At 58.5% G+C, this 21824-nt stretch carries 25 protein-coding genes, 1 tRNA gene and 1 pseudogene; 12 read left to right on the top strand and 15 right to left on the bottom strand.

The window, feature by feature from the left end; genetic code table 11:
* Nucleotides 1-42: 42 nt before the first annotated feature.
* From JTY93_RS11030 to JTY93_RS10975, 12 genes and pseudogenes are all read right to left on the bottom strand, one after another.
* Complete coding sequence (locus JTY93_RS11030) at nucleotides 43-1026, bottom strand: S49 family peptidase (RefSeq protein WP_205477730.1); 984 nt, start codon at nucleotides 1024-1026, stop codon at nucleotides 43-45.
* On the bottom strand, nucleotides 1023-2294 hold the full coding sequence (locus JTY93_RS11025; RefSeq protein ID WP_205477729.1) for a phage portal protein: 1272 nt from the start codon (nucleotides 2292-2294) through the stop codon (nucleotides 1023-1025). Before JTY93_RS11025 ends, JTY93_RS11030 begins: the two co-directional genes overlap by 4 nt.
* A 2-nt stretch (nucleotides 2295-2296) precedes the next feature.
* Nucleotides 2297-2485, bottom strand: a complete 189-nt coding sequence (locus JTY93_RS11020; RefSeq protein WP_205477728.1) for a hypothetical protein — start codon at nucleotides 2483-2485, stop codon at nucleotides 2297-2299.
* Nucleotides 2482-4305, bottom strand: a complete 1824-nt coding sequence (locus JTY93_RS11015) for a terminase large subunit (RefSeq protein ID WP_205477727.1) — start codon at nucleotides 4303-4305, stop codon at nucleotides 2482-2484. Before JTY93_RS11015 ends, JTY93_RS11020 begins: the two co-directional genes overlap by 4 nt.
* Entirely contained in the window at nucleotides 4268-4801 is a 534-nt protein-coding gene (locus JTY93_RS11010; RefSeq protein WP_169990309.1) for a P27 family phage terminase small subunit, read from the bottom strand. Before JTY93_RS11010 ends, JTY93_RS11015 begins: the two co-directional genes overlap by 38 nt.
* Before the next feature lie 171 nt (nucleotides 4802-4972).
* Nucleotides 4973-5292: pseudogene (locus tag JTY93_RS11005) on the bottom strand (HNH endonuclease).
* Entirely contained in the window at nucleotides 5280-5627 is a 348-nt protein-coding gene (locus tag JTY93_RS11000) for a phage holin family protein (protein WP_205477726.1), read from the bottom strand. The pseudogene JTY93_RS11005 and the gene JTY93_RS11000 overlap by 13 nt, the downstream one beginning before the upstream one ends.
* Nucleotides 5628-6273: 646 nt before the next feature.
* Nucleotides 6274-6762, bottom strand: a complete 489-nt coding sequence (locus JTY93_RS10995) for a hypothetical protein (protein ID WP_205477725.1) — start codon at nucleotides 6760-6762, stop codon at nucleotides 6274-6276.
* 328 nt (nucleotides 6763-7090) lie between these two features.
* A complete protein-coding gene (locus JTY93_RS10990; protein ID WP_205477724.1) occupies nucleotides 7091-9781 on the bottom strand; it encodes a bifunctional DNA primase/polymerase in 2691 nt (896 codons plus the stop codon).
* Nucleotides 9778-9981 (bottom strand): TraR/DksA C4-type zinc finger protein, encoded by a 204-nt coding sequence (locus tag JTY93_RS10985; RefSeq protein WP_060767181.1) that lies wholly within the window; start codon nucleotides 9979-9981, stop codon nucleotides 9778-9780. Before JTY93_RS10985 ends, JTY93_RS10990 begins: the two co-directional genes overlap by 4 nt.
* Entirely contained in the window at nucleotides 9974-10462 is a 489-nt protein-coding gene (locus JTY93_RS10980) for a phage regulatory CII family protein (protein WP_205477723.1), read from the bottom strand. Before JTY93_RS10980 ends, JTY93_RS10985 begins: the two co-directional genes overlap by 8 nt.
* A gap of 140 nt (nucleotides 10463-10602) precedes the next feature.
* Entirely contained in the window at nucleotides 10603-10800 is a 198-nt protein-coding gene (locus JTY93_RS10975; protein WP_205477722.1) for a helix-turn-helix domain-containing protein, read from the bottom strand.
* A gap of 101 nt (nucleotides 10801-10901) precedes the next feature.
* On the opposite strand from JTY93_RS10975, the gene JTY93_RS10970 reads away from it, so the two are divergent.
* The 12 genes from JTY93_RS10970 (at nucleotide 10902) to JTY93_RS10915 (ending at nucleotide 18471) form a co-directional block, all read left to right on the top strand.
* Nucleotides 10902-11582: a LexA family protein gene (locus tag JTY93_RS10970; protein ID WP_205477721.1), complete on the top strand. Its 681-nt coding sequence runs from the start codon at nucleotides 10902-10904 to the stop codon at nucleotides 11580-11582.
* A gap of 138 nt (nucleotides 11583-11720) precedes the next feature.
* Nucleotides 11721-11921: a hypothetical protein gene (locus JTY93_RS10965; RefSeq protein ID WP_205477720.1), complete on the top strand. Its 201-nt coding sequence runs from the start codon at nucleotides 11721-11723 to the stop codon at nucleotides 11919-11921.
* The gene (locus JTY93_RS10960; protein WP_205477719.1) at nucleotides 11918-12499 is read left to right on the top strand and encodes a deoxynucleotide monophosphate kinase family protein; all 582 of its coding nucleotides are present in this window, start codon (nucleotides 11918-11920) and stop codon (nucleotides 12497-12499) included. Before JTY93_RS10965 ends, JTY93_RS10960 begins: the two co-directional genes overlap by 4 nt.
* An 11-nt stretch (nucleotides 12500-12510) precedes the next feature.
* Nucleotides 12511-12786, top strand: a complete 276-nt coding sequence (locus JTY93_RS10955; RefSeq protein ID WP_057024004.1) for a hypothetical protein — start codon at nucleotides 12511-12513, stop codon at nucleotides 12784-12786.
* Nucleotides 12783-13160 (top strand): hypothetical protein, encoded by a 378-nt coding sequence (locus tag JTY93_RS10950; RefSeq protein WP_205477718.1) that lies wholly within the window; start codon nucleotides 12783-12785, stop codon nucleotides 13158-13160. Before JTY93_RS10955 ends, JTY93_RS10950 begins: the two co-directional genes overlap by 4 nt.
* Entirely contained in the window at nucleotides 13157-13399 is a 243-nt protein-coding gene (locus JTY93_RS10945) for a pyocin activator PrtN family protein (RefSeq protein WP_205477717.1), read from the top strand. The genes JTY93_RS10950 and JTY93_RS10945 overlap by 4 nt, the downstream gene beginning before the upstream one ends.
* 60 nt (nucleotides 13400-13459) lie before the next feature.
* On the top strand, nucleotides 13460-13810 hold the full coding sequence (locus tag JTY93_RS10940) for a YfdP family phage-associated protein (RefSeq protein ID WP_205477716.1): 351 nt from the start codon (nucleotides 13460-13462) through the stop codon (nucleotides 13808-13810).
* Between the two features lie 45 nt (nucleotides 13811-13855).
* Entirely contained in the window at nucleotides 13856-14665 is an 810-nt protein-coding gene (locus JTY93_RS10935) for a DUF2303 family protein (protein WP_205477715.1), read from the top strand.
* Nucleotides 14666-14738: 73 nt separating this feature from the next.
* Nucleotides 14739-15089, top strand: coding sequence for a hypothetical protein (locus JTY93_RS10930; RefSeq protein ID WP_205477714.1), 351 nt, complete (start codon nucleotides 14739-14741; stop codon nucleotides 15087-15089).
* Nucleotides 15086-17167: a DNA cytosine methyltransferase gene (locus JTY93_RS10925; RefSeq protein WP_205477713.1), complete on the top strand. Its 2082-nt coding sequence runs from the start codon at nucleotides 15086-15088 to the stop codon at nucleotides 17165-17167. The genes JTY93_RS10930 and JTY93_RS10925 overlap by 4 nt, the downstream gene beginning before the upstream one ends.
* Nucleotides 17167-17403: a DUF4224 domain-containing protein gene (locus JTY93_RS10920; protein ID WP_205477753.1), complete on the top strand. Its 237-nt coding sequence runs from the start codon at nucleotides 17167-17169 to the stop codon at nucleotides 17401-17403. Before JTY93_RS10925 ends, JTY93_RS10920 begins: the two co-directional genes overlap by 1 nt.
* 3 nt (nucleotides 17404-17406) lie before the next feature.
* Nucleotides 17407-18471 (top strand): tyrosine-type recombinase/integrase, encoded by a 1065-nt coding sequence (locus JTY93_RS10915; protein WP_205477712.1) that lies wholly within the window; start codon nucleotides 17407-17409, stop codon nucleotides 18469-18471.
* Nucleotides 18472-18489: 18 nt separating this feature from the next.
* Here JTY93_RS10915 and JTY93_RS10910 read toward each other — a convergent pair whose 3' ends face one another.
* From JTY93_RS10910 to ggt, 3 genes are all read right to left on the bottom strand, one after another.
* The gene (locus JTY93_RS10910; RefSeq protein ID WP_205477711.1) at nucleotides 18490-19407 is read right to left on the bottom strand and encodes an AbiTii domain-containing protein; all 918 of its coding nucleotides are present in this window, start codon (nucleotides 19405-19407) and stop codon (nucleotides 18490-18492) included.
* Between the two features lie 272 nt (nucleotides 19408-19679).
* A tRNA-Cys gene (locus JTY93_RS10905) sits at nucleotides 19680-19753 on the bottom strand.
* 229 nt (nucleotides 19754-19982) lie between these two features.
* Complete coding sequence (gene ggt, locus JTY93_RS10900) at nucleotides 19983-21707, bottom strand: gamma-glutamyltransferase (RefSeq protein ID WP_205477710.1); 1725 nt, start codon at nucleotides 21705-21707, stop codon at nucleotides 19983-19985.
* Between the last annotated feature and the right edge of the window lie 117 nt (nucleotides 21708-21824).

Here is a 21824-nt window from a genome sequence, read left to right as displayed (position 1 = left end):
GGTCGGTATCACTGCCGCGAACGCGGTCAGAGTGTGTCGGTGTTAGAGCTGCGCCTGGATGTTCATGGCGGCGGCCTGGACGCTGATGCGTTGGCGGGCCTGCACACTGCTCTGGCGTTGGGTGCGGCTGGCCGCGACGGCGCGGGACAGGTTGTCCACGGTGAGCTGCGGTGTTTGCAAGCGATCCGCAAGACCAGCAGCGAGCGCGGCCGGACCTCGGTAGCAGGCCGCTTCGGTGGCGATGATGTCGGCCACATCACGGTTCCGATACTCGGCGACATGGCTGGTAAAGAGCTGATAACTCTCCTGCACCAACGTGTTGAGCACCTGCAGCGACTGATCGGTGAGCGGCTCATCGGGGCTCATGTCATTCTTGTGAGCCCCTGCATACACAGTGGTCACTTTCACTCCCGCCCCTTCCAACATGCGGGAACGGTCCATGTGACTGGCGATAACGCCAATGGAGCCGACACCTGATGTGAGGCTAACCACCACTTCCGTGCATGCCGCCGCCAACAGGTAGCCGCCGGAGTAAGCCATGAAGTTGACCAAGCCGGTAATGGGCTTGATCTGGGTGGCCGCACGGATATCGGCGGCCAACTCAAAGGCCCCGACCGCGCTGCCGCCCGGGCTGTCGATATCGAGCACGATATGCTCGACCATCGGATCGGCCACCGCTGTGTTGATCATTCGCCGCAAATCTTCGTAGCTGGTCATGGTTTCACAAGCAGCCAGGTGGCTGCCGCGACTGACCAGTACGCCAGAGACGGGGATCACTTCTACACCGGTTTGCCCAATGGCCGCCCGGCGTTGCTCTTCCCGCTCAATCACTCGGCGTTCGTAGTCATCATCGTCATAGAACAGCTTGGGTTCGGCAGACATGCCGGACAGTGCGCCCATATCCAGATTGACGATGTTCAGGCTCATTGTGTTGTTGGCCCAGCGCATGCCCAAGTCGAGCATGTCCGGGGTGACTAGCAGCGGCTGATTGAACAGCAGGCTGGCAGCCCTGAGGTGTCGTTTCATGCGGCAAGCATCCTCACGATGTCGTCGCGCTGCTGCTCCAGCTGTGCGCGGACGTTGGGGTTGTGCATATTGGGCAGCTCGTTGGCGACGTCAGTCATGTTCAGCGGCTGCAGGTAAATATCGCCATTGGCCACCGGAGGCATGTTTTCCAGCCGGCGGATGTCGTTGATTGACAGCCAGCCCCACTGACGGCCAACGGCGTAGGAGTCGTAGCGACTCTTCTGGTCGCCACGCAGTAACCCTGAAAGGTTGAACTCGATGAAGTATTGACGGCGCTCCCCAGGCAGCAGGAAGTCACGCATCATTGCTTCTTCGTGGCGCTTGACCCAGGGCATCAGGGCAAAGATCACGTACTGGATCAGCAACTGTTCCAGGCTGTTGTAGCTGGCCTTTTCCAGATCGTTAATCATGTGCGGCGGGATCTTGTAGATTCTGGCCAGGTCGGTGCCGGTAATCTTGAGAATGCCCAGCAGCTCGGCATCGACGTTGCTCATCGACAGCGGCTTAAAGGTCATACCCTCTTGGAGCATCGCGACCTTTTTCGCGTTGTCGACGCCGGAGAACTTCTCGCCCCACTGGTCAACGATGCGCTGGATGCTGCTTTCGTCCTTGATCGCCACCGATTCTTTCGGCCGCTCGATCACGCCACTGACCGCCGTGCCGTTGGCAAATGACTTGCTCGCGTAATGCCGGACGGCCTGGGCCAGGCCCACCGCATCGGCGTGTAACTCAATGGGCGACATGCCGGTGTAATGGTTTTTCGTGTGCCAGCGCACGTGATGCACCAGGCGCATGGGCAACGGGTCATGGCCGCCCACGCGGTAATACGGCAGGAGATCCGGGCCTTTGAGCACCGTCACCTTGTCGTTGTGCATCGGATACAGCGCCTTCACCGATCCATCGTCGTGACGCTCGATGAAGCTGTAGGCATTGCCGCGTAGGCCGCATGCGAGCTGACTGCACTCGCGGTACTCATAAGGCGTCTGCCAGGGGTTCGGCTGGTACCGCAACACGTCATACAGCGGGTGATTCGACGCTGACTCGCGCTTGCCATCGCCCAGGCGGCGGTACATCTCAAGAGGCAGTTGGGCCACGCTCTCGGCCAGCAGCGTGACGCAGTTTTGCAAGACCGTGATTGCCAAGGCGCTGTCGGGCGTGACCTTGACCCCGGCGGCCGACCTGCTCCGACCGATCATGCTGCTCCACAGGCCAGTGCCGTCATTGGTCACCAGCCCTTGGTCAGCGCCACGCAGGTTGCTGAAGAACATGATCAACCACCTTCCGGCGAGGGTTTACGGCTCATGGAGGCGGCTGCTCTATCAGCAATGTACGCCCAGCCCAACAAGCCAATGCCCGCAACGATGAACGCGGCGGGAACATGGATCAGCGCGATGCCGGCGATCAACAGGCCAAAGCCCAGCAAGCCGGCGAGCCAAGAGGCCCAGGTGATAAGTTTCAAATGCCAACCCCTTGGTCGTAGATGGATTTTCCGCTGTCGCTGGCCGACACCGAGTTGCTGATGCCCACCGACATGACGGCGCCGACGATGCCGTCGATTCGGCCAATGGCCTTAGCCTTGTCGACCTTGCGGTTGTTGGCCGGGTCAGCGGTGACCACGGCGTTACCGGCGCACCAGGTCATCACCGGGTTGCCATCGTGGCGCAGGGTCTCGACCGTGCTTTCAGCGATGATCTCCGCATCCTCAACATCAGGATCAATGGTGGTGGCTTTCGCCTGGGCCAGGCCCAGCAGACGCCGCTCAAACTCATCCACGGCCGGGCCCATGTCCTTGTAACCCTGACCGAAGGGCGCCATTTCCGGCAACGCGATGTCGTGTTCATCCATCAGTTGTTTCAAGTCCTCGATGCGCCAGCGGTCATAGGCGATCTTGCGCACACCGAAGTACTCGCAGATAGTCACCAGACGGCGCAGCACAAAGAGCTTGCTGATGGCCCGGCCGGGTGTGGTTTCGAGATCCCGCGACTTGATCCAGGCCTTGTACGGCACCTTGTCGCGCTTCTCACGCTCATCCAACTCAAAGTTCGGGATCCAGAAATACGGCAACAAACGCCAGTGCGGATCCTCATACGTCGGGTAGAACAGGATGACGAACGCAGTCAGGTCCGTGGTGCTGGCCAGGTCGAGGCCGGCAACGCAGGTGCGGTTGCGCAGCATCGACATCGGCACCCGCTCCTGGGCCTGGCTCCAGACATCCCACGAGATCCAAGCCGTGGTGGCCTGGGTCCATTCGCAGAAGTTGAGCCGCCGGACCACCGCCTCTTTCGACGGCATGCCACGGGCTTCGGCGACCTGTTCGCGTAAGTACTTGCGACCGGGAATGCCATCGGCCTGCCCTTCCAGCTTGAAATCCAGGCTCGGGTTGACCTTGGCCCAGCAGTCTTCACTCAGAAACGGGTCATCACCTTTGTCCAGGCTGCAGATGAAAGCGAAGAAGCTGTCGTTTTCTTCTTTGCCGGCGCAGATCCGCGAGCCCAGCTCATGGTGCTCCCAGCAAACGCTGTTCTTGTCCGAGCCGCTGTTGGTGATCATCACAATCAGCGCTTGCTTCCGGTGCTTGGTACCGGCGCGCATCATGTTCACGACAGTGGCGGTTTTGTGTTCGTGGATCTCATCGAGCAGCGCCATGTGTGGACGCGGGCCGGACTGGCCATCGTCGGCGCTGATCGGTTTGAAGAACGATCGGGTGTTCGGGTAGTACAGGTTCCATACCTTGTCGCCGGTACCGGACTGGTGCAGCCGCGAGCCCAGGTGTTTCGACAGGTCGACCATGGCCACGGCATCGCGGAACAGGACCATGGCCTGATCCTTTTTCGTGGCGGCGGCGTACACCTCGGCGCGGGCTTCGCCATCCGCGACCAGCCCGTACAGTCCGATGCCAGCCGCCAGGGGTGACTTACCACTGCCCTTCCCTGTTTCGATGTACGCAATCCGGAACCGGCGAAAGCCGTCTTCGGTTTTCCAACCGAACAGGCTGCCCACAACGAAGGCTTGCCACGGCGCGAGGATGAAATTCAGCCCCTCATAATCGCCGCCGTTGAGGAACAGCACGTCTTCAAAAAAGCCGATGGCGCGGTTGGCCGCTTCCAGATCCCAATACAGACCACGCTTGTGCCCGGTGCGCAGGTCACGCAGGTGTCGCCGGGCGGCGTTGCGCACATCCGGTCCCGCGACAATCTGCTTGGCCTTCACCGCACGAGCGAACGCGGTAACGCGGTCATCCTCAGGAGAAGTACTTGTTGGCGGCGTCTCGTTGTTCATTAGGGAAGAGGTCACCTTGTGGAGGTGCCACCTTCAGGTTGCGTCGCGCCATAGGCGAGAACCCGAACATTGCACCCGCAGCGTTTGCACGTTTCTCGGCATCGTTCGCCAACTGGCGCCAGACGGAGATTTGAGTGGCGCCGGTTTTGAACACCTGGATGTCACCTTTGTCGGCAGCACCCTCCTGGCTTGCGTTGGCATCAGCGATGCGGCGCCGGAATCGCTTCCAATCCGCGACCGCTTCGCAGTAGGTGGCCAGCGCCATCATGTCCAGTTTGGAAATCAGCCCCAGCAGGATCAGGTCAGGAACCAGGCGCTCCCATTCCGCTACGGCGTCGTCGGTCAAACAGTCAGGCATCGGCGGGGCCTGAACCGGAACAGACGGAGAGGTAAGGTCATCCATCAACGCACCGAAGGCTTTTTTGCCTTTGTTACCGTCCAGCAAATGCAACACAGCTGGCTTTGCTGGCCTCCCAGAGTTTCCGTTTCCAGCCATACAAACCTCCTGTTAATCCGTTATTTACCCCCACCTATTGATACCCCCCCTTCCCATTTTTCGCGGCTTTGCACAGAGAGAGGGGCGATCGGTCTAGAGTGTTTTTGCCAAAAACTTTTCCGCCCCCCCTACCCGCTGGAAGGCCTAAAAATGCACGTTTCTGGTGCAAAATCAGCGGTTCCAGTGATGCCCAGGATCCAGCGGTTTGCCGCCCTGGTCGCACCCGATCTCGCGGCCCGACTTCTCCAGGCGCTGCTTGTACGAGTTGTGGCAAGGACCACAGAGCGACTGCCAGTTGGCACGTTCCCAAAACAGCGTCATGTCACCACGGTGCGGGATGATGTGGTCGACGATACAGGCCGGCTCTACTATCCCCTGGCGCTGGCAGCGAGCGCACAGGGGGGGTGCTTGCGTAGGAAGCCTTCGCGGGCTTGTTGCCAGCGGTAGTTGTAGGGGCTGGAAGGCTTGGCCTGGCCGCTCACTGTCCCGATTCACCCTTTGGCGCTACTACCTCGCAAAAACCCAACCGCTTGGCGGCCCAGCGCTCGTACAACCCGATAGCAACATCCGCACCGGCCATCGCCGTCAGGCATCCCAAGGCGCCCGCCGTCCAGAGCGACATGCCAGCAGCGATCATCAACATCATCGCCGACACCCCGCAGACAACGCAGGCACCTGATCGAAGTGCCAGCCTGCGCAATAATACCCAGCCACGCGCCCCGTCCTTATCTGCCCTCCACATCTCCCCCGAAACACCGCCGACCAGAGACAGGAGGATCACTAACCAGATTGGCATCTCTGCCAGCGCTTGCTGCTCGTTCGTCATTGCGTCCTCTCATTCATTAAAGACTTCGATAATTGGTTTAACTCTGCTTCAAACTTTGCTGAAAATTGAGCGGGATATTGATTTGTTGGCAGCACACGGAATGCTTAGGATGGGTGTTATTACCCAAAGCACGAGAAGGACAAAAATGGAAAAATTTCTAGTCATCATCGGACTGATGTTTACTTACTACGCCATTCCAAAGGATCGACTAATTGATATGAAGGTCATGATCACCTGGGTCTCACTGTTGGTAATGATGATCAGTCACCTTCACAGCATCTACTCAATCGCTAGTAACACGGGTATGGATTTTTGGGTTCGTTATGTCGGTCTGAATTTGGCGGTTCTTGGAGTCCCAGTACTTTTGGGGACCGCATATGTTTTCAAAAAACACCTACGAGAGATGCTGGGGGACAAGTAGTAAAAGAAAACCCCGCCGAAGCGGGGTTGGTGACCAGCTCAGGGTTGGCCGGTTAAAGCTGCACAGCACGTGCGAGGTCAGCGCCAAGGCGCAAATTCCATATCGTGGGGACTTTTTACCCCTCTCCGGAAAAACCGAAAAGGGGTGTTTTTCGGTTGATCCGCTCGACGCAACTTTGACTCACTTCGACGCAACTTTGAGGTAAACCATCCAGACGAACGGCAGTCAGCAAGATCTGACGCGAGCCACTGTTGAAGCCCGGGTTAAATCAGTGACGCGAGACTTCACGCGCTTATTCCGTGCCCGACCTGGCGCACTGCGTACGGTCAAGATCAACTGCACCTGCTGATGCAGCGCATGGACCCAGTTCCTGTACGTTCGATCCGCGTCATCACCCAGGCCCAGCAGTACTAACTGGGATCGAACCGACCACGCCGGCCGAGGCAGATAACGGTTACGTGCCAGCTTCGCAAGCAACGCCCCTTTCTCGGACTGGCGCTCCAGCTGCGCAAGAGCCGCAGCGACCTCCATTGCGGCATGATCCATCCCGCCACCGGAAGCCATCATCAAGTCACGCGAGCCCGGGGTGCCGCGAGGGGCAGAGCCGCCCCACTCCATAATCGTCGCCATTGGGCTACCCAACCCGCCACCATCACCTACCTGGTTGAACTGGTTACCCCAATGCTGCATGAGCTCTTCAATTTCCTCGATCATCGACCCACTCTCCCGCTTAGATCCCAACCCAACACAAAAAACGCTATACCCGACACAAACCCAACACACACAAAATCCTTTAAATTCAATAGCTTTAAATAGCCTGTGTTGAGTGTGTTGGGTGTGTTGGGTTTAACGGTCCTCGCATAAGAAAAAAATCTTGCTGCCATGGATTCAAACAACGTCGCCCATGCGCGTGCGCGACGCCAAACCCAACACACCCAACACACAAGCCGGAAAGCCGCGAAATAGAAGGCTTTAAATTGTGTGGGGTATAGAAAATCAACCCAACACACACCCAACACACCCAACACACTTTTGGTCGGACTCATGCTGCAGCCGCCTTGATATGGTCCCAGCTGTCGACGCTCCAGCCCGCCAGACGCGCCGCTGCCCGCCAGGCAACCACCGCCTTGCCCAGATCGGCTGAACTGACTGATGGGGGCTGGGAAGCCTGCTCATCGCGAGGGAAGAAGAACGCCCCGAACTTGCGATTGCTGCCGTCGGTCCAGGGGATAGCTCGCGTCTTATCCACCTCCGAGCTGATGAAAAGCGAGAACTTTGTCTGACTCATCACATGCTCTTTGTTGCGGTGGCACCACTCCAGGAACATCGCGTAAAGATCGGTCGACAAACAAGCGCCCCACACACCGCGCCCCAGCTCGCCGTATTGCCAGAGGAACAGAAAGGTCTGCCAACTGGCACGACTCAATGCCACCAACCGCTCGCGTGCCTCAGTGCTGGGCGGTCTGGTGCGCTGGTCGAAGTCGCCCAGGTCGACGGACAACAACCATGCGTACAGAGCCGCGACGCCACCATTCTCCAGCTCGCGACCCACCGCCTTCTGGCGTTCCACCGGAAGCGTCTCCATCGGCCACAACACCAACATTCGCCGGTCACTGGGCGCGATCGGCCAGGGCATAATCTCGTTGCTGAGGAACGCGGCGTTCATGTGGTTGGCCTCCTCCCAACCATTGATAAACTTTGACTCCATGCGCACCGTCTTGCCCGTGACCAGGTGCTTGATCTTGCCAACCTGGTTGTAACGTTGGTCGCGGCTCACCACCTCCTCAAACACTGCCCAAAGCTTGCGGCTTTGCCAGGCGTTGAAGTTGCTCTCCAATTGTGTCTGCCCGACCGTGGCCGCGTATTGGCCGTAAAGCAGCCCAAAGGCGTCAGCGAACAGCAGGCTTTTGCCAGAGCCCTCCATGGTCGAGTGAGCCAACACTGCCGTATCCATTTTCGCACCCAGGTGCTGCAACGGGTACGCCAACCACCGCACCAGCCAATCGTTCGACGACTTGTCGTGGTTGCACAGGAAAGAGATCAACCACCGCAGGTTCTCGCACGCCGCGTCATCGCGGCTCGGCTCCATGGGCAGTCCGTCGAAGGTGTTGATATAGACGTTTGGGTCTTTGGTCATCGTCGGGTCGAACACGATGTTCTCCACGTCAACCACGCGGCGCTCCGGGCTGTTCAACCACATGCCGTACATATCACCGAGAGCCATCTTTACCGCGCCCTCAGGAACACGCCGCTTCTTTTCGCGGTCCCAAACGTCCTTGGTGCCGTCGATATAGATATAGCGCTCAATCGGCTCAAGGTTAAGCGCGCCACCCTTCTTGCCCGCCATCTTGCGGGCTTGCTCGATCTCCCTGACCTTGTCATCCGAGATCAGCTTTTTACTGGTGTCGTCTACCCATTGCTTTGCCAATGGCTTGCCAACGCGAGCCTCAAACGCGGTTTTCTTCATCACCCGCGCCTTGTCAAGATCCCACACATGCGTGGTGCCCTCGACCAGCACGTATCGGCGCAACACTTGCTCGTAGGTCAGCACCTCCCCCGCCCCCCCGTCTGTAGCAGGAGCGGCCTCACCGGACGCCACGCTGGAGTCCTGCTCGCTGGCATCCGCTGATGGGGCTGGGGGAAGATCTTGTGGGGCTGGGCGCGACGCGTGCTGCATGCCCAACATTCGGGCGGCCTCCTTCACCGCCCTCGACTGGTCGCCATCGTGATCTAGCAGGCAAAACACCTCAAACGCGTCATTCTGGTGACCATTGGCCAGCGGATCCGCGCCGTGGTGCGAATAGACCTTGCGGTCGGTGACCGTCACACCCGGTAGCCCGGTGCTGCTATGTGGATACAACCATTTACTACCACGCTTGATGTAATCGTGAGCGCGCAATAGCTCTTCAACATCGTGGCAGCGGTTGAACTCATCAATCACCGAGGGCTTGCCGTCAGCGGGTGGAGCGCGCTTGATAGGTTTCGCAACAGGCTTCTTTGGCTTCGGCGCCCAGGGGCACGCGGCCTCGGCGTTGCGCTTGAACACATCCCAATTCTGCCAAATGTTCAACAACTCGTTGGTCAAGACTGGCAGGCCATCAGCACCATTCGGCGGCGTGCGCCATGAATACGGCTTTCCAGTGCCGGGATGGATCGATGGCGGGAGTACGTCCTGCACCAGGCCCGCACGCAGCTCAAACACAGTGAAGCGCTTGTACTCCTCTGCCTCGGCTTTTGCAGCCGCCTCACCAGCTGCATCCCCCTGCTCTTTCGCAGCCTTGACCCGAGCCATTAACGCCTTGTGAATAGACCCATCAGGGTCTTTCTCATTGGGCCACGAAAGCGAGTGGCGCGTCAGATCGATGTCATCCGGCATTTTGAACAGCACGCGGAACCGCAACGGATTGCCCACGATGGTCGGATAGACCACCGCCATGGCATCCAGATCGAGGCCCATCTGGTCGAACAACACCAACCGCGTCCACTGCACATCGTCAACGTCCAACGAGCAGACGCGGCTAGGCCCGAGTACTACGCCCAGGTTGTGATTTGGATTACGTTGCCAGAATGCTTCGGCGGCAACCGGGTCGGTGATGTAACCGCCTGGCTTGTTCCAGCCCATACCCTTCGGCGCCTTTTCGCCTGGGTCAATCGGGACCAGGGCAAGGTTGAAGGTTTCGATGTAGCGGCGCGCCCAGGACGATATCGCCGTGCTGGTGGATTGCTCACTCATCGCCGCCGCTCCCGCAACCCCTGACAACTGGCGCAGGTCGCACAACCCTGGACTGCCTGTTGACGAAGTAACGGGATGGGTTCGTCGCAATCCTCACAGAATTGCGCACTGACAGCGCACGTTGGTCGCGGACGGCGATCCAGCGCAACCTGTAGGAAGTACTCGGCCTGGTCGTTGGCCACGTCGATGATGTCAGTCATGCTTGCGGGCCTCCATTGCTTCCCTGGCCCCGGCCATAATGCCCAGCACCGCGCGGATCACATCAGCTCCATGCTTCTCCAGCAGCTGCACTTCGTGTGGTTCCCAGACATTGTCGGCCGCACCATCATGCATGCTGGACACGAACAGCCCCGTCTCGTGCAGCACCTTGCTCACAGCCAGCAACGCCGTCTTGGTCGGCGCAGCGGCTTCGGGTTTGTACCAGACCATGCCCGCTGGCCTCATGAGCGCATCCAGCAACAATGGATTGCCCGTCAGGCGGATCAACTCTTCAAGCTCATCAGGATCTAGCCAACGCTGTTCAAAGTCGTGCTTGACCTTCTTTTGCAGACTGTCGTAATCCATCACCATATCAAGCGCCAGAGCGGTGACACCGCCATGATAATCGTGCGCCGCGCGATAGATTGCTTTGCGAAGAGGAAGAACCGGCACGTTAGCCGGTGATTGTTCTGTTCGACTCATAACCGTAATTACCCCGTTTACGGTCTAGCCATAGAAACGGGCACACCCTATCCTACGACCACGACCGATGTGCATGTGCTGTGTATCGTCGTAGCCGGACTGGGGGATCTTTGGTGAGAGGCCCCAGCTCCGGCACCCATTCAAGCTGCCGCTTTAAGACCCGCAGCGTCTTTTTCCTGGAAGTAAAGGCACTCAATAGCCTTCCCAGTTACATACCGTACATCCGCACCTTTGGCTGCCCGGTTTATAGTTGGTTGCGTCGTGCCGACTCGCTCCGCAATGACACGCTGGGAAAACCCCGCGCTCAGCAATTCCGCGAGCATTTGTTGAATAGTCATATGATTCACCGATGCGCTTTCGCATTGGAGACAACAATACACAAACGTATTGACCAATTCAATACAATCGTCGATACGTTTATGAATCAAGGCAGAAAAAAGTGATTGGCGATCGCATTGCTCAGCGCATGCAAGAGATGAACTTGTCAGAGGGCGAGCTTGGCCGCCGCTCTGGGGTACCCCAGCCGACGATACATAGGATCGTGACAAATGCTGTCGCCAGCCCCCGCCATCAAAATGTTGAGAAAATAGCGAAAGCCTTAAAGGTCACCAGCAATTGGCTTTGGGGGGGAGATAGCCCGAAAGAGCGTGACTCGGATCAATTCAGCCCCTCCGCGACTACTGAATCCAATGTTGAGTCTGGGCCCGCAATTAAGGGATATGTACCGCTGATTTCCTGGGTTCAGGCTGGAGCTTGGTGCGAAGTTGAAGATGTCAAAACACTTGACGACGCCGAGATCTGGCTGCCCTGCGCAGCATCCCACAGCAGTCAAAGTTACGCTCTGCGGGTAAGGGGACTATCGATGTTTAACCAGCACGAGCGCCGCTCTTTTCGTGACGGGGACATCATTTTCGTAGATCCATCCAAGGACGCTGAAAACGGATCGCTGGTTATTGCAAAGCTGGTCGATAGCCAGGAGGCCACTTTCAAACAATTGGTGATGGAAGGCAGCCGACGCTTTCTCAAGCCATTAAACCCCTCGTGGCCGGAGCCAATCATCGAGCTCGGTCCGGACGCCATTATATGCGGCGTGGTTTTCTCCAAGCTCGAAATATTCTAAATAGCAGAAGACGCGTATAGACCCGCAATCAGTGGGTCTTTTTTTGCAACTCCATAAAATCAATTCAAATACGTATTGACTGGACCAATACGTATTTGTATCGTTTGCACCGTTCCCTCTCACCAAAGAGTACGAGACATGCAAACGACACAGCACAGCAACACCCGCTGCCCGGTCTACCTTCACCCGGCAGCGGCACCCGGCCCAGCCGCCGTAGAACGTATCCAACGCAGTACCGGCCTGTTGGTCATCGTCAATCTGGGTCGCGCCACCATTGCACCCGCCCCCGTAGCCGTCGAAAACGATGACCAGGGCCCATGGGGAGGCGACGCAGCATGAGACCGATCCTAATTGGTCTCACCGGCCGCGCTCGCTCAGGCAAGACAACTGCCGCCGAACACTTGGCGCGGACTTACCTGCTGGAGCAATACGCCTTCGCCGACCCGCTCCGTGACGGCCTGATGGCAATCTTCAACCTCGACCCAACCGACTTTGAAGGTGACCGCAAAGAGCAGCCGCTCGGCTGGCTGGACTGCTCGCCGCGCCAATTGATGCAGTCGATGGGCACCGAGTGGGCACGCAACACCGTGCACCCGGATGTCTGGGTGAAGCTCGCGGAACAGAACCTTGAATACATGACCAAGGCGCTGGGTGCAGTGCTCGGCTTTGTAGTCAGCGACGTGCGCTTCGAAAATGAAGCTGACCTGATTCGCCGTCGCGGCGGCACGATCATTCATATTTTTCGTCCAGACGCACAAGACGTGAACCCTCACATAAGCGAAGCCGGAGTAGCAGCTCATACGGATGATCTGACCCTGCCCAACTTCGACACGGTCGAGGAGTTCCTGCGTTCACTGGATGAGGTGTTCCTAATAGCTCGCGGCCTGCAGCAACAATCTCAACAGCTCTCAGCCTGAGGCATACCGCCATGAACCGCACCCTGGATCAAACAGCCGCTTTGCTCGGGCTCAAGCCCCGCGCCTTCCGCACCAGGTTGCGGGACCTTGGCGTGTTGAATTCGTCTGGCGACCTAGCCAGCGCACACCGCGAGCGCGGCTACCTGTTCTCCGACCCACGCAGCCGCTGGAATCCAACACTCCGCAACTACACCCACTACTCCGTAGTGATGGTCAAGGAAGCGGGCGTTGAGTGGATCGCCAAGAAGCTGGACATCACCATCACCAAGAAGGACGCCGCCGCATGAAGACGCCGAACGCCATCAACTCCGCTGTAGGCGCCCTGAAATTGGTGCCGATGTACCTCAATCATCCAACCGTAATCAGCCGCGCCACGCTGATTGGCGCGTCGGCCGAAGCTGTCGGGCTATTGGAGTCATTGCCCTGTGTTTCGGTCGAATTGGCCGAGGTGTTCCGCTGCGTTGACGCGGTGATAAGTGACGGCCAAGTCGCCTACGTGACTCCGGTCAAATGCCCGGAGTACCCATACGGCGCCGTCGTCGCGGACGCCAAGGGCAACGTCCTGGCAGCGGCCAAGGGCAAGAGCAAAGAAGGTCTCGCCGAACTAATCCGCCTCAAGCTGGTGCCCCAAAAGGAGGGGCATGGGGAGGTGCGCGCGTGACCACCACCCTGGAACAGCTCCGTCGCCAGTTCGCCACGCCGTGCCCAACCTTGACCGCCGTGCGTGAACAGTACTTCACGCACATCCGCACCGATCGCTACCTACTAAGCGAAATCAAGGCAGGTCGGATCGAGCTAGTGGTGAAGCGCCTGCACTGCTCGGCCCGTGCCAAGCCAGTCGTTTACCTGCACGACCTAGCCGACTACCTCGACGCCCAGGCGACGAAGCAAGCGGCCTGATTCAAACGGTAGTCCTTGCCGACCAGGGGCAAATAGCAACTCATCAATGAGGCACAGCATATGAAAGCTACCAACACCGCAGAGTTTATCGGAGAGCTCAACGCCGGCGTCTTCGCCAGCCAAATCGGTCACGCGCTCTCGGAGGTCGCGGCCGGCGTGGTCGACAACAAGAAGGTCGGCACAGTAACGCTCACCTTCACCATGAAGCAGATCGCCGACAGCCACCAGGTGACCGTCAACCACAAACTCGCCTACAAGGTGCCGACCAAGCGCGGCAGCCGCAGCGAAGACACCACCCTCGACACACCAATGCATGTGGGCTCGGGTGGCTGCCTCACGCTGTTCCCAGAAACGCCGCACGCCGATCAGATGTTCTCCCGCGATGCCGCACCGATTCACGCCAAGTCGTAACACTTCACCATTCCATACCTCTCACCAAAACAGGAAATAGATCCAATGGAAGCCAAAGCAATTCAGTTGATTCAAGACACCGCCCTGCTGGCCCATGCCAAATCGCTGAGCACTTTTACTCCAGTCCTAGCACTGCCAGTGGATGTGAAGCTGCATAGCATCGAGAAGTTTCAGGAACTGCGCAGCCGCTTCCGGGGCGCTCTGGCAACGCATTCGCTGAAAGACTTTGCGGACTACGTGATTGCAGCCCAAGGCCCAGCAGTCGCGGGCTTTGTAGACGGTGACTCGATGGCTTGCACCGTTTACTTCAACCTCGGCACCGCGGCAGAGCCTGGCCATGGCGACTACACAGCAACCCTCGGCCTGAAAAAGACTGCCGCGTTCCTGGCACTTGAATCTGCCGCACAACGCCAGCACGCCCAGAAGGATCTCAGCGACTGGATCGAGGACTGGGCACCGAACCTCAAGGCCCTGGATGCTGACGATAAAGAAATTGACCTGCGCAAGGCAGCTGGAGCGATTCGCTCCATCTGCATCGAGCAAGCGCGCAAGAGCGAACACGTAGTTGGCGACATGAGCACGTCCCGTTCGGCGATGGACCAGATTGAAGCCAAGTCGGCCGAAGGGCTGCCGGCTGAATTCCTGTTCACCGTAGTCCCCTACGAGGGCTTGGTCGCGCGCACCATCCGCTTGCGCGTAGCCGTACTGACTGGCGGTGACAAACCTGCACTCCGCCTGCGCTGGATTGGCGAGGCACAACTTCGCGAAGACCTGGCGCAAGAGTTCAAACAAGTCGTTCAACAAAAAGTCGGCGGTTCCGCGACCTTGACGATCGGCACTTTTAACCTAGGTTAACCACGCGCAAAACCCCGCCGCCGTCCTCTCACCAAAACTGTCCGGCGGCGGGCTCTGACGAGGCATACAGCACATGCAAATCGAGACCTACATCATCGTTGCCGGCCTGATTGTTGGCTGGATTGCGACCGCTTTTTTTATGCTCAAAGCCGGAAGGAAAGCATACACACGCGGCTTTAATCGGGGCGTCAACCTAGCCCGAGAACAGCACGCTAGCTCGCCGACTTGCACCATTGCAGACCATGAACTAATGGCGAATATCACCACGTCGTTGGCGCTAGCCGTGGAAACCTGGCAGGCGTTCCCAGGCGCAGAAATTATGGTCGCCAGGGTGAGCAAACAGCACCGACAACTCACCGCCTTCGCCGCGAAGATGTGGCTGGCGGCCTACCCCGCACCACTCAATGCGGAGGATGCGGCATGACCTCTTTTAAAAAGCAGCCGTTCGACTTCAAGACTCAATACGGCCTGGGTTTCAACGCCCAAGACGATGAAATTGTCGTGGACTTCTTTTGTGGCGGTGGCGGCGCCGGTACCGGCCTGGAGATTGGTCTGGGCCGCGCGGTGAGCGTGGCGAAAAACCACAGCCCGCAGGCGATCAGCATGCACACCGTCAACCACCCGGGCGCCCAGCACTTCACCACCGACGTTTTCGAGGGTGATCCTGACACCGAGTGCGGCGGCAAGGCCGTGGGCTGGTTCCACATGTCGCCGGACTGTACGCACCACAGCCAGGCAGCCGGCGGTCAGCCGCGCAAGCGCGAGATCCGCAACCTCTCATGGATCGGCTTGAAGTGGGGAGGCAAGAAGCGCCCCAGGGTAATCAGCCTGGAGAACGTGAAGCAGATCCTGCAATGGAGCCGGTTGATCGCCAAGCGCGACAAGGCCACCGGCCGCGTGGTGACGCTGGACCAGGTTCCGCACCCGACCAAAAAGGGAAAGACCACCAACCGCGTGGCAGCGCCGGGAGAGCAAGTCCCGGTGTCTAATCAGTTCCTTGTGCCCGACCCAAAGCAACGCGGCCGCACCTGGCGCCGTTTTGTGGCCCTACTGGAAGGCATGGGCTACGTCGTCGAGTGGAAGGTGATCAGAGCATGCGACTTCGGCGCGCCGACCAGCCGAGAGCGCCTGTTCATGATCGCTCGGTGCGACGGCCAGCCGATTGTGTGGCCTGAGCCAACTCACGCAAAGATTCCGGCCAAAGGCCAGCAGAAGTGGACAACCGCCGCTGACTGTATCGACTTCAGTGATCTGGGCAAGAGCATCTTCGGGCGGAAGAAAGACCTGGCAGAGGCCACGCTTCGCCGTGTCGCCAAAGGCATGAAGAAGTTTGTCATCGACAGCCCGGCACCGTTCATTGTGCCGATTGCGAACTGGTCGGGGGAAGCCGTGCAATCCGCCAGCGAGCCACTGCGCACGATCACCTCCTATCCAAAGGGCGGCGCGTTCTCCGTAGTCAGCCCGGTTATCGCGCCTGCAACGCACCAGGGCAGTGACCGGATAAACGACCCGCTCGACCCACTGCCCACGGTGACTTGCGCGAATCGCGGTGAGCTGACGCTGATCAGCCCAGTAATGGTTGGTGCTGGTGGGCCGGTGTATGCCGGTCACCCAGTAGCAGCAGACCATCCGGTCGGCACGATTATGACTCGCAGCCACCGCGCGTTGGCATCAGCCTGCATCGTCCAAGCCGGGCACGGCGAAGGCTCGGGCGCAAATAAACGCCGCTCCCACGGGGTGAACGATATCTGCGGCCCGGTGGGCACAGTCACTGCCAGCGGCGGCGGCCAGTCCGTCAGCGCGGCGGTGATGATCCAGGCCAACGGCGGATTCAACACCGTGCATGCCAAAGATATCCGCGACCCAATGACCACGGTGACCAACACCGGCAGCCAGCAGCAACTGGCGACGGCGCACCTGGTGCATATGCGCGGCAACTGTGATGCACGGGACGCTAACGACCCGCTGCACACAATCAGTGCCGGCGGCCAACACCACGGGATGGTCAGCGCATTCATGGAGCGGGCGTTCGGCGGCAGTATTGGCCAGGGCCTGGAAGAACCGGCACCGACCATTACCGCCGGCGGTGGCGGCAAGAGCTCCCTGGTATCGCTCCCCCTGTCGCCCGAGCATGAAGCTGGTGCGTTGCGCGTTGCAGCCTTCCTGATCAGCTACTACGGCACCGAGAACGTCAGCGCTTGCGATGCACCGGCTCCCACGATCACCACCAAGGATCGCCTGGCACTCGTCACGGTGATGGTCCAGGGCACGCCATACGTGATCGTCGATATCTGCCTGCGGATGCTCAAGCCGGCTGAGCTGTACAAGGCCCAAGGATTCCCGGCCGACTACATCATCACCTACGGCGCCGACGGCAAGCCATTCACCATCACCCAACAGGTGCACATGTGCGGCAACAGCGTCAGCCCGCCGCCGATGGCAGCGCTGGCACGTGCAAATGACCCATGGCAAATCACCCTGCAACAACGGGAGGCAGCATGATGGAATTCCAAAGCGAAACCCTGGCCGACGAAGAGCTGACCACCATCACCGGCTATCAGATCCCGTCGAAGCAAATCCAGTGGTTGACCGACAACCACTGGGAGCATGTCTTGACCGGCGCCCGCCGCCCAATCGTGGGCCGAGTGTATGCCCGAATGAAACTGGCTGGCGTTACCCCTTCTGCCGTGAACCCAGCGGCCGAAACCTGGACGCTCGACCTGGCAAACGTGAGCTGATCAATGCGCCAGAAATCAGCAGCAAACCGAGACCTACCCCCACGGATGATCCGTCGATGCCACAAGCGCAAGAGCGGGAAAACGTGGATCAGTTATTACTACAACGGCAGAGACGCCCAGGGCAAACGCAAGGAAATCCCCCTGGGCGCCGACCTCGACCAAGCCAAAGTCGAATGGGCCAGGCTGGAGCGTCGAGGGCCGCCCAAGCCCAGCCATCTGCTGGGCTCTTTGTTCGACAGGTACGTCAAAGAGATCATCCCCACCAAAGGAATACGCACCCAATCCGACAACATGAAGGAACTAAAACAGCTCAGGAAAGCGTTTGAGAAAGCCCCCATTGACTCGATAACCCCCCAGGTGGTTGCGCAGTACCGGGACGCCAGGACAGCAAAGGTCAGGGCCAACCGGGAAATCGCGCTGCTGTCACACATGTTCACGATCGCACGCGAGTGGGGCCTGACCAACAACGCCAACCCTTGCTTCGGTGTAAGACGCAACAAAGAGACTCCACGGGACTATTACGCTGGCGATATCGTATGGAATGCCGTGTACGGCGCAGCCGTACAGGAACTCAAGGACGCTATGGACCTGGCCTACTTGACTGGTCAGCGCCCCGCCGACGTGTTGAAAGTGGCTACCACTGATCTAAACGCCGAGTTCCTGCTGGTCAAACAGGGCAAGACCGCGAAGAAACTTCGCCTACGGCTGGAGGATGAAGGCGTGCAGTCCGGGTTGAGCACCTTTATCAATGACCTGCAGGAGCGCCGCGCCCTCAGTGGAATAAAAACATCGAGGCTGATCACCAACACATCCGGACTTCGGATGAGCCAGCAGATGCTGCGCAATCGCTGGGACGAAGCCCGCGAGAAAGCTGCCATCAAAGCCGGCGCCGACGGTGACACTGACTTGGCAGTGCTGATCCGCCAGTTCCAGTTCAAAGACATCCGCCCAAAAGCTGCCAGCGAGATCGAGCTGACACACGCGAGCCGCCTGCTTGGCCACACCACGGAAGAGATGACCAAAAAGGTCTATCGACGTGTCGGGGAAATCGTTAAACCAACAAAGTGATTTTATCCGCTTAACAACTCACATCCCAAAGAACTTTGTCAACGCAGAGGTCAGCACGCCAGCCCCCACCTGAGCCGGTATCTCCCACGCTGGAGTACCGGCTTTAGAAATCATGCCGGCTAGCCAAGCGCGTACACCAGGCCCAAAATTCTTGCTATCGGATTCAGGATCAAGGTCATCGTCTTTAATGGCGACTTGCAACTCTGCCACATCCGCCTCTGCAACCTTGTTCCTTCTTAGCTCACGAATCAAAGATGGCAAATCCTTTGTGCCAACCGTTGACTTATTATGCGATGCTTGATTCCCCTCACCGATAGCCAAACTTATATTCGCACCATCTCCAAAAACGGCGCCTTTGAACATTTCACTTAGCCCTTCAACCTTAGGCATGACCTTGGGTTCAGCGCCCGCTTCAGTTTCAGGTAAGACATGTTCAAGGTTTAACAAAAAGTCCAGCAGTCGGGATCTTGCCTCGTTTAAAATCTGCTCAAAACAACCAGCAGGGGGCTTTCCCCACGCGCTTGAAATGCCGAATGATTTCTCTATTCCTTGCCGTAAGAATGGGAAAAAACGGTGATCAATACTTACTATGAGGTCATCGGCCTTTTTGGAAAACTCTTCAATTACGGCAATACTTTGACTGTGCCGGACAACCAATACTCTTTCTACCATGTCTTCAGGCATGCCACCAATTGGCAACTTATAGTTTGTATAACGTTTGACTCCATTCTCAACATTGCCGTACGGAGTTAAATTTGAGATACGATATTTTGGAAGCTCATCGTCGTCTCCGTACCCCTGTATTTCATCCTTCACCCACTTTGCGAAGTCTCTGTTCTGCAGTTTATGCGCAATAACTTGAGCCTTAAAAAAAGCGTTTGCCAGCGGCTGATTAGCATCACTGAGAATATCTATCGCTTCGTCTACTAGCTTCATTGAGTCCCTCAAACCTTCGTGTGGTTGCAGCGCTTTCGGCTGTATGTCTCACGACATCCCTACTGACATCATGCGAGCCATCACGCGCTCAAATCAAGTAGTCAATTCAAAGGTTCACGGCGCTTGCGACTTGAAATCCCACCGCATTGAGTGCTCTCGGACTTGCAGAAATCAGGGCCTAGTTGCGGAATGCATGACGAAAGTTGCGGAACGGTTCTTAAATTGCAGGCAATAAAAACCCCGTAGACCATTGATCTACGGGGCTTTAAGAGTGGAGGCCGAGGTCGGAATCGAACCGGCGTAGGCGGATTTGCAATCCGCTGCATAACCATTTTGCTACTCGGCCTCAAACGATCAATGCCAGAACAACCGACATTCACCGCATATAAACTTGAGTGGGCTATGTGAAGCTTGCCTCTACTCTATCTCATTGAAAACATTGAAGTTTTTTATGCCTCAGTGCGTTCGATGGCGGCAATTATGTACTGATTTGCCGGGACTGGCAACCCCTTGATTTCAAAAAATATTCTTCTGTGAAGCAGAGCAGAGGCGGCTGGCCCCTGCCCTGTCTACGCTTAGTAGCCCAATGACAGCCCGGTGTTGCGCCGTGGGTCGTTGGCGCCGTAGAAGCGGTTGTTGCCCACGGGTTTGCCGTCCAGGGATGGGGCGCCGACGAGGATCGCGGCCAGGTGGTTGGCGTCTTGGGGGCCGGCGAATTTGTGGCCCCAGCTTTCGAGGATTTTTTGGGTGTCGGGGCTCAGGGCGAAGGTTTCGAGGTTGGTGCTGTCGGGCATCCACTGCTGGTGGAAGCGCGGGGCGTTGACGGCTTCCTGGATGTTCATCTTGTAGTCGATGACGTTGAGGATGGTCAGCAAGGTGGCGGTGATGATGCGGCTGCCGCCCGGTGTGCCGATGACCATCACGGCCTTGCCGTCTTTGGTGACGATGGTCGGGCTCATGGATGACAGTGGCGCCTTGCCTGGGGCGATGGCGTTGGCTTCGCCCTGGACCAGCCCGTACATGTTGGGCACGCCGACCTTGACGGTGAAGTCGTCCATTTCGTCGTTCAAGATCACCCCGGTCTTGCTGGCCATGACGCCAGCGCCGAACCAGTCGTTGAGGGTGTAGGTCACCGAGACTGCGTTGCCCCACTTGTCGACGATGGAGTAATGGGTGGTGTTGCTGCCTTCATGGGGCGCGACGCCGGGCTTGATGGCCATGGAGTCGCCGGCCTTTTGCGGCTCGATGGCGGCGCGCAGTTTGGCGGCGTAGTTCTTGTCCAGCAGGTGCTCCACCGGGTTCTGTACAAAGTCCGGGTCGCCCAGGTAGCTGTTGCGGTCGACGTAGGCGTGGCGCATGGCTTCGATCTGGTAATGGGTGCCCTGGGCCGAGCCGTAGCCCAGTTCGGCCATGGGGTAGCCTTCGAGGATGTTCATGATCTGGCAGATCACCAGGCCGCCCGAGCTGGGTGGCGGCGCCGAGACTACGTGGTAGCCGCGATAGTCGCATTCGATGGGCGCCAGTTCGCGGGTCTGGTATTTGTCCAGGTCGACCTGGGCGATGATGCCCTTGCCGGCCTGGCTGGAGTCGACGATGGCCTTGGCCACCCAACCTTTGTAGAAGCCATCGGTGCCTTTGGCGGAAATTTCCCGCAGGGTTCGGGCCAGGTCTTTTTGCACCAGCTTCTGCCCGACCTGCAGCGGCTCACCTTTATTGAGGAAGATGCCACGCAGGTCCTGGTCTTTTTTGAACTCTTCGGTAGCGCTGTGCAGCATGTCGATATCGCCCTGGTCGAGGGCAAAACCGTCTTCCGCCAGCTTGATCGCCGGCGCGATCACTTGGGCGCGCTTGAGGGTCCCGTATTTGCTCAGGGCCAGTTCCATGCCGGAGACGGTGCCGGGCACGCCGACTGCCAGGTGGCCCTTGGCGCTCAGGCCTGGGACGACGTTGCCGTCCTTGTCCAGGTACATGTCGGCGGTGGCCGCCAAGGGGGCTTTTTCGCGGAAGTCGAGGAAGGTCTTGCGCCCGTCCGCCAGTTGCACAGTCATGAACCCACCGCCCCCTAGGTTGCCCGCTGCCGGGTAGACCACCGCCAGGGCGTACCCCACGGCGACGGCCGCATCCACGGCGTTGCCGCCGGCCTTCAACACATCGACACCCACATGGGTCGCCAAATGCTGGGCCGTCACCACCATGCCGTTTTCACCGGCCACCGGGGCCTGGGAGGCCGCCTGCACACCGCTGAATGTCAGGACCAGGGCCGTCGCGATCAAGGTTCGGGTAAAGGGTTGGTAGTTCATCCGTGGATACTCTGTTTTATTAGAAGCGTTAAACGTAGCTTCTTTCGCACACCAACCCCAGTCAGTTGGCGCGTTTCAGACAGAGCTTGTCGGTGACGGAATGCTATATTCGCCCCG

This window comes from Pseudomonas hygromyciniae, assembly GCF_016925675.1.
In the GTDB taxonomy this organism is placed as follows: Bacteria; Pseudomonadota; Gammaproteobacteria; order Pseudomonadales; family Pseudomonadaceae; genus Aquipseudomonas; species Aquipseudomonas hygromyciniae.
The sequence above is the reverse complement of the archived record's forward strand: the minus strand, read 5'-3'. Positions and strand labels throughout refer to the sequence as shown.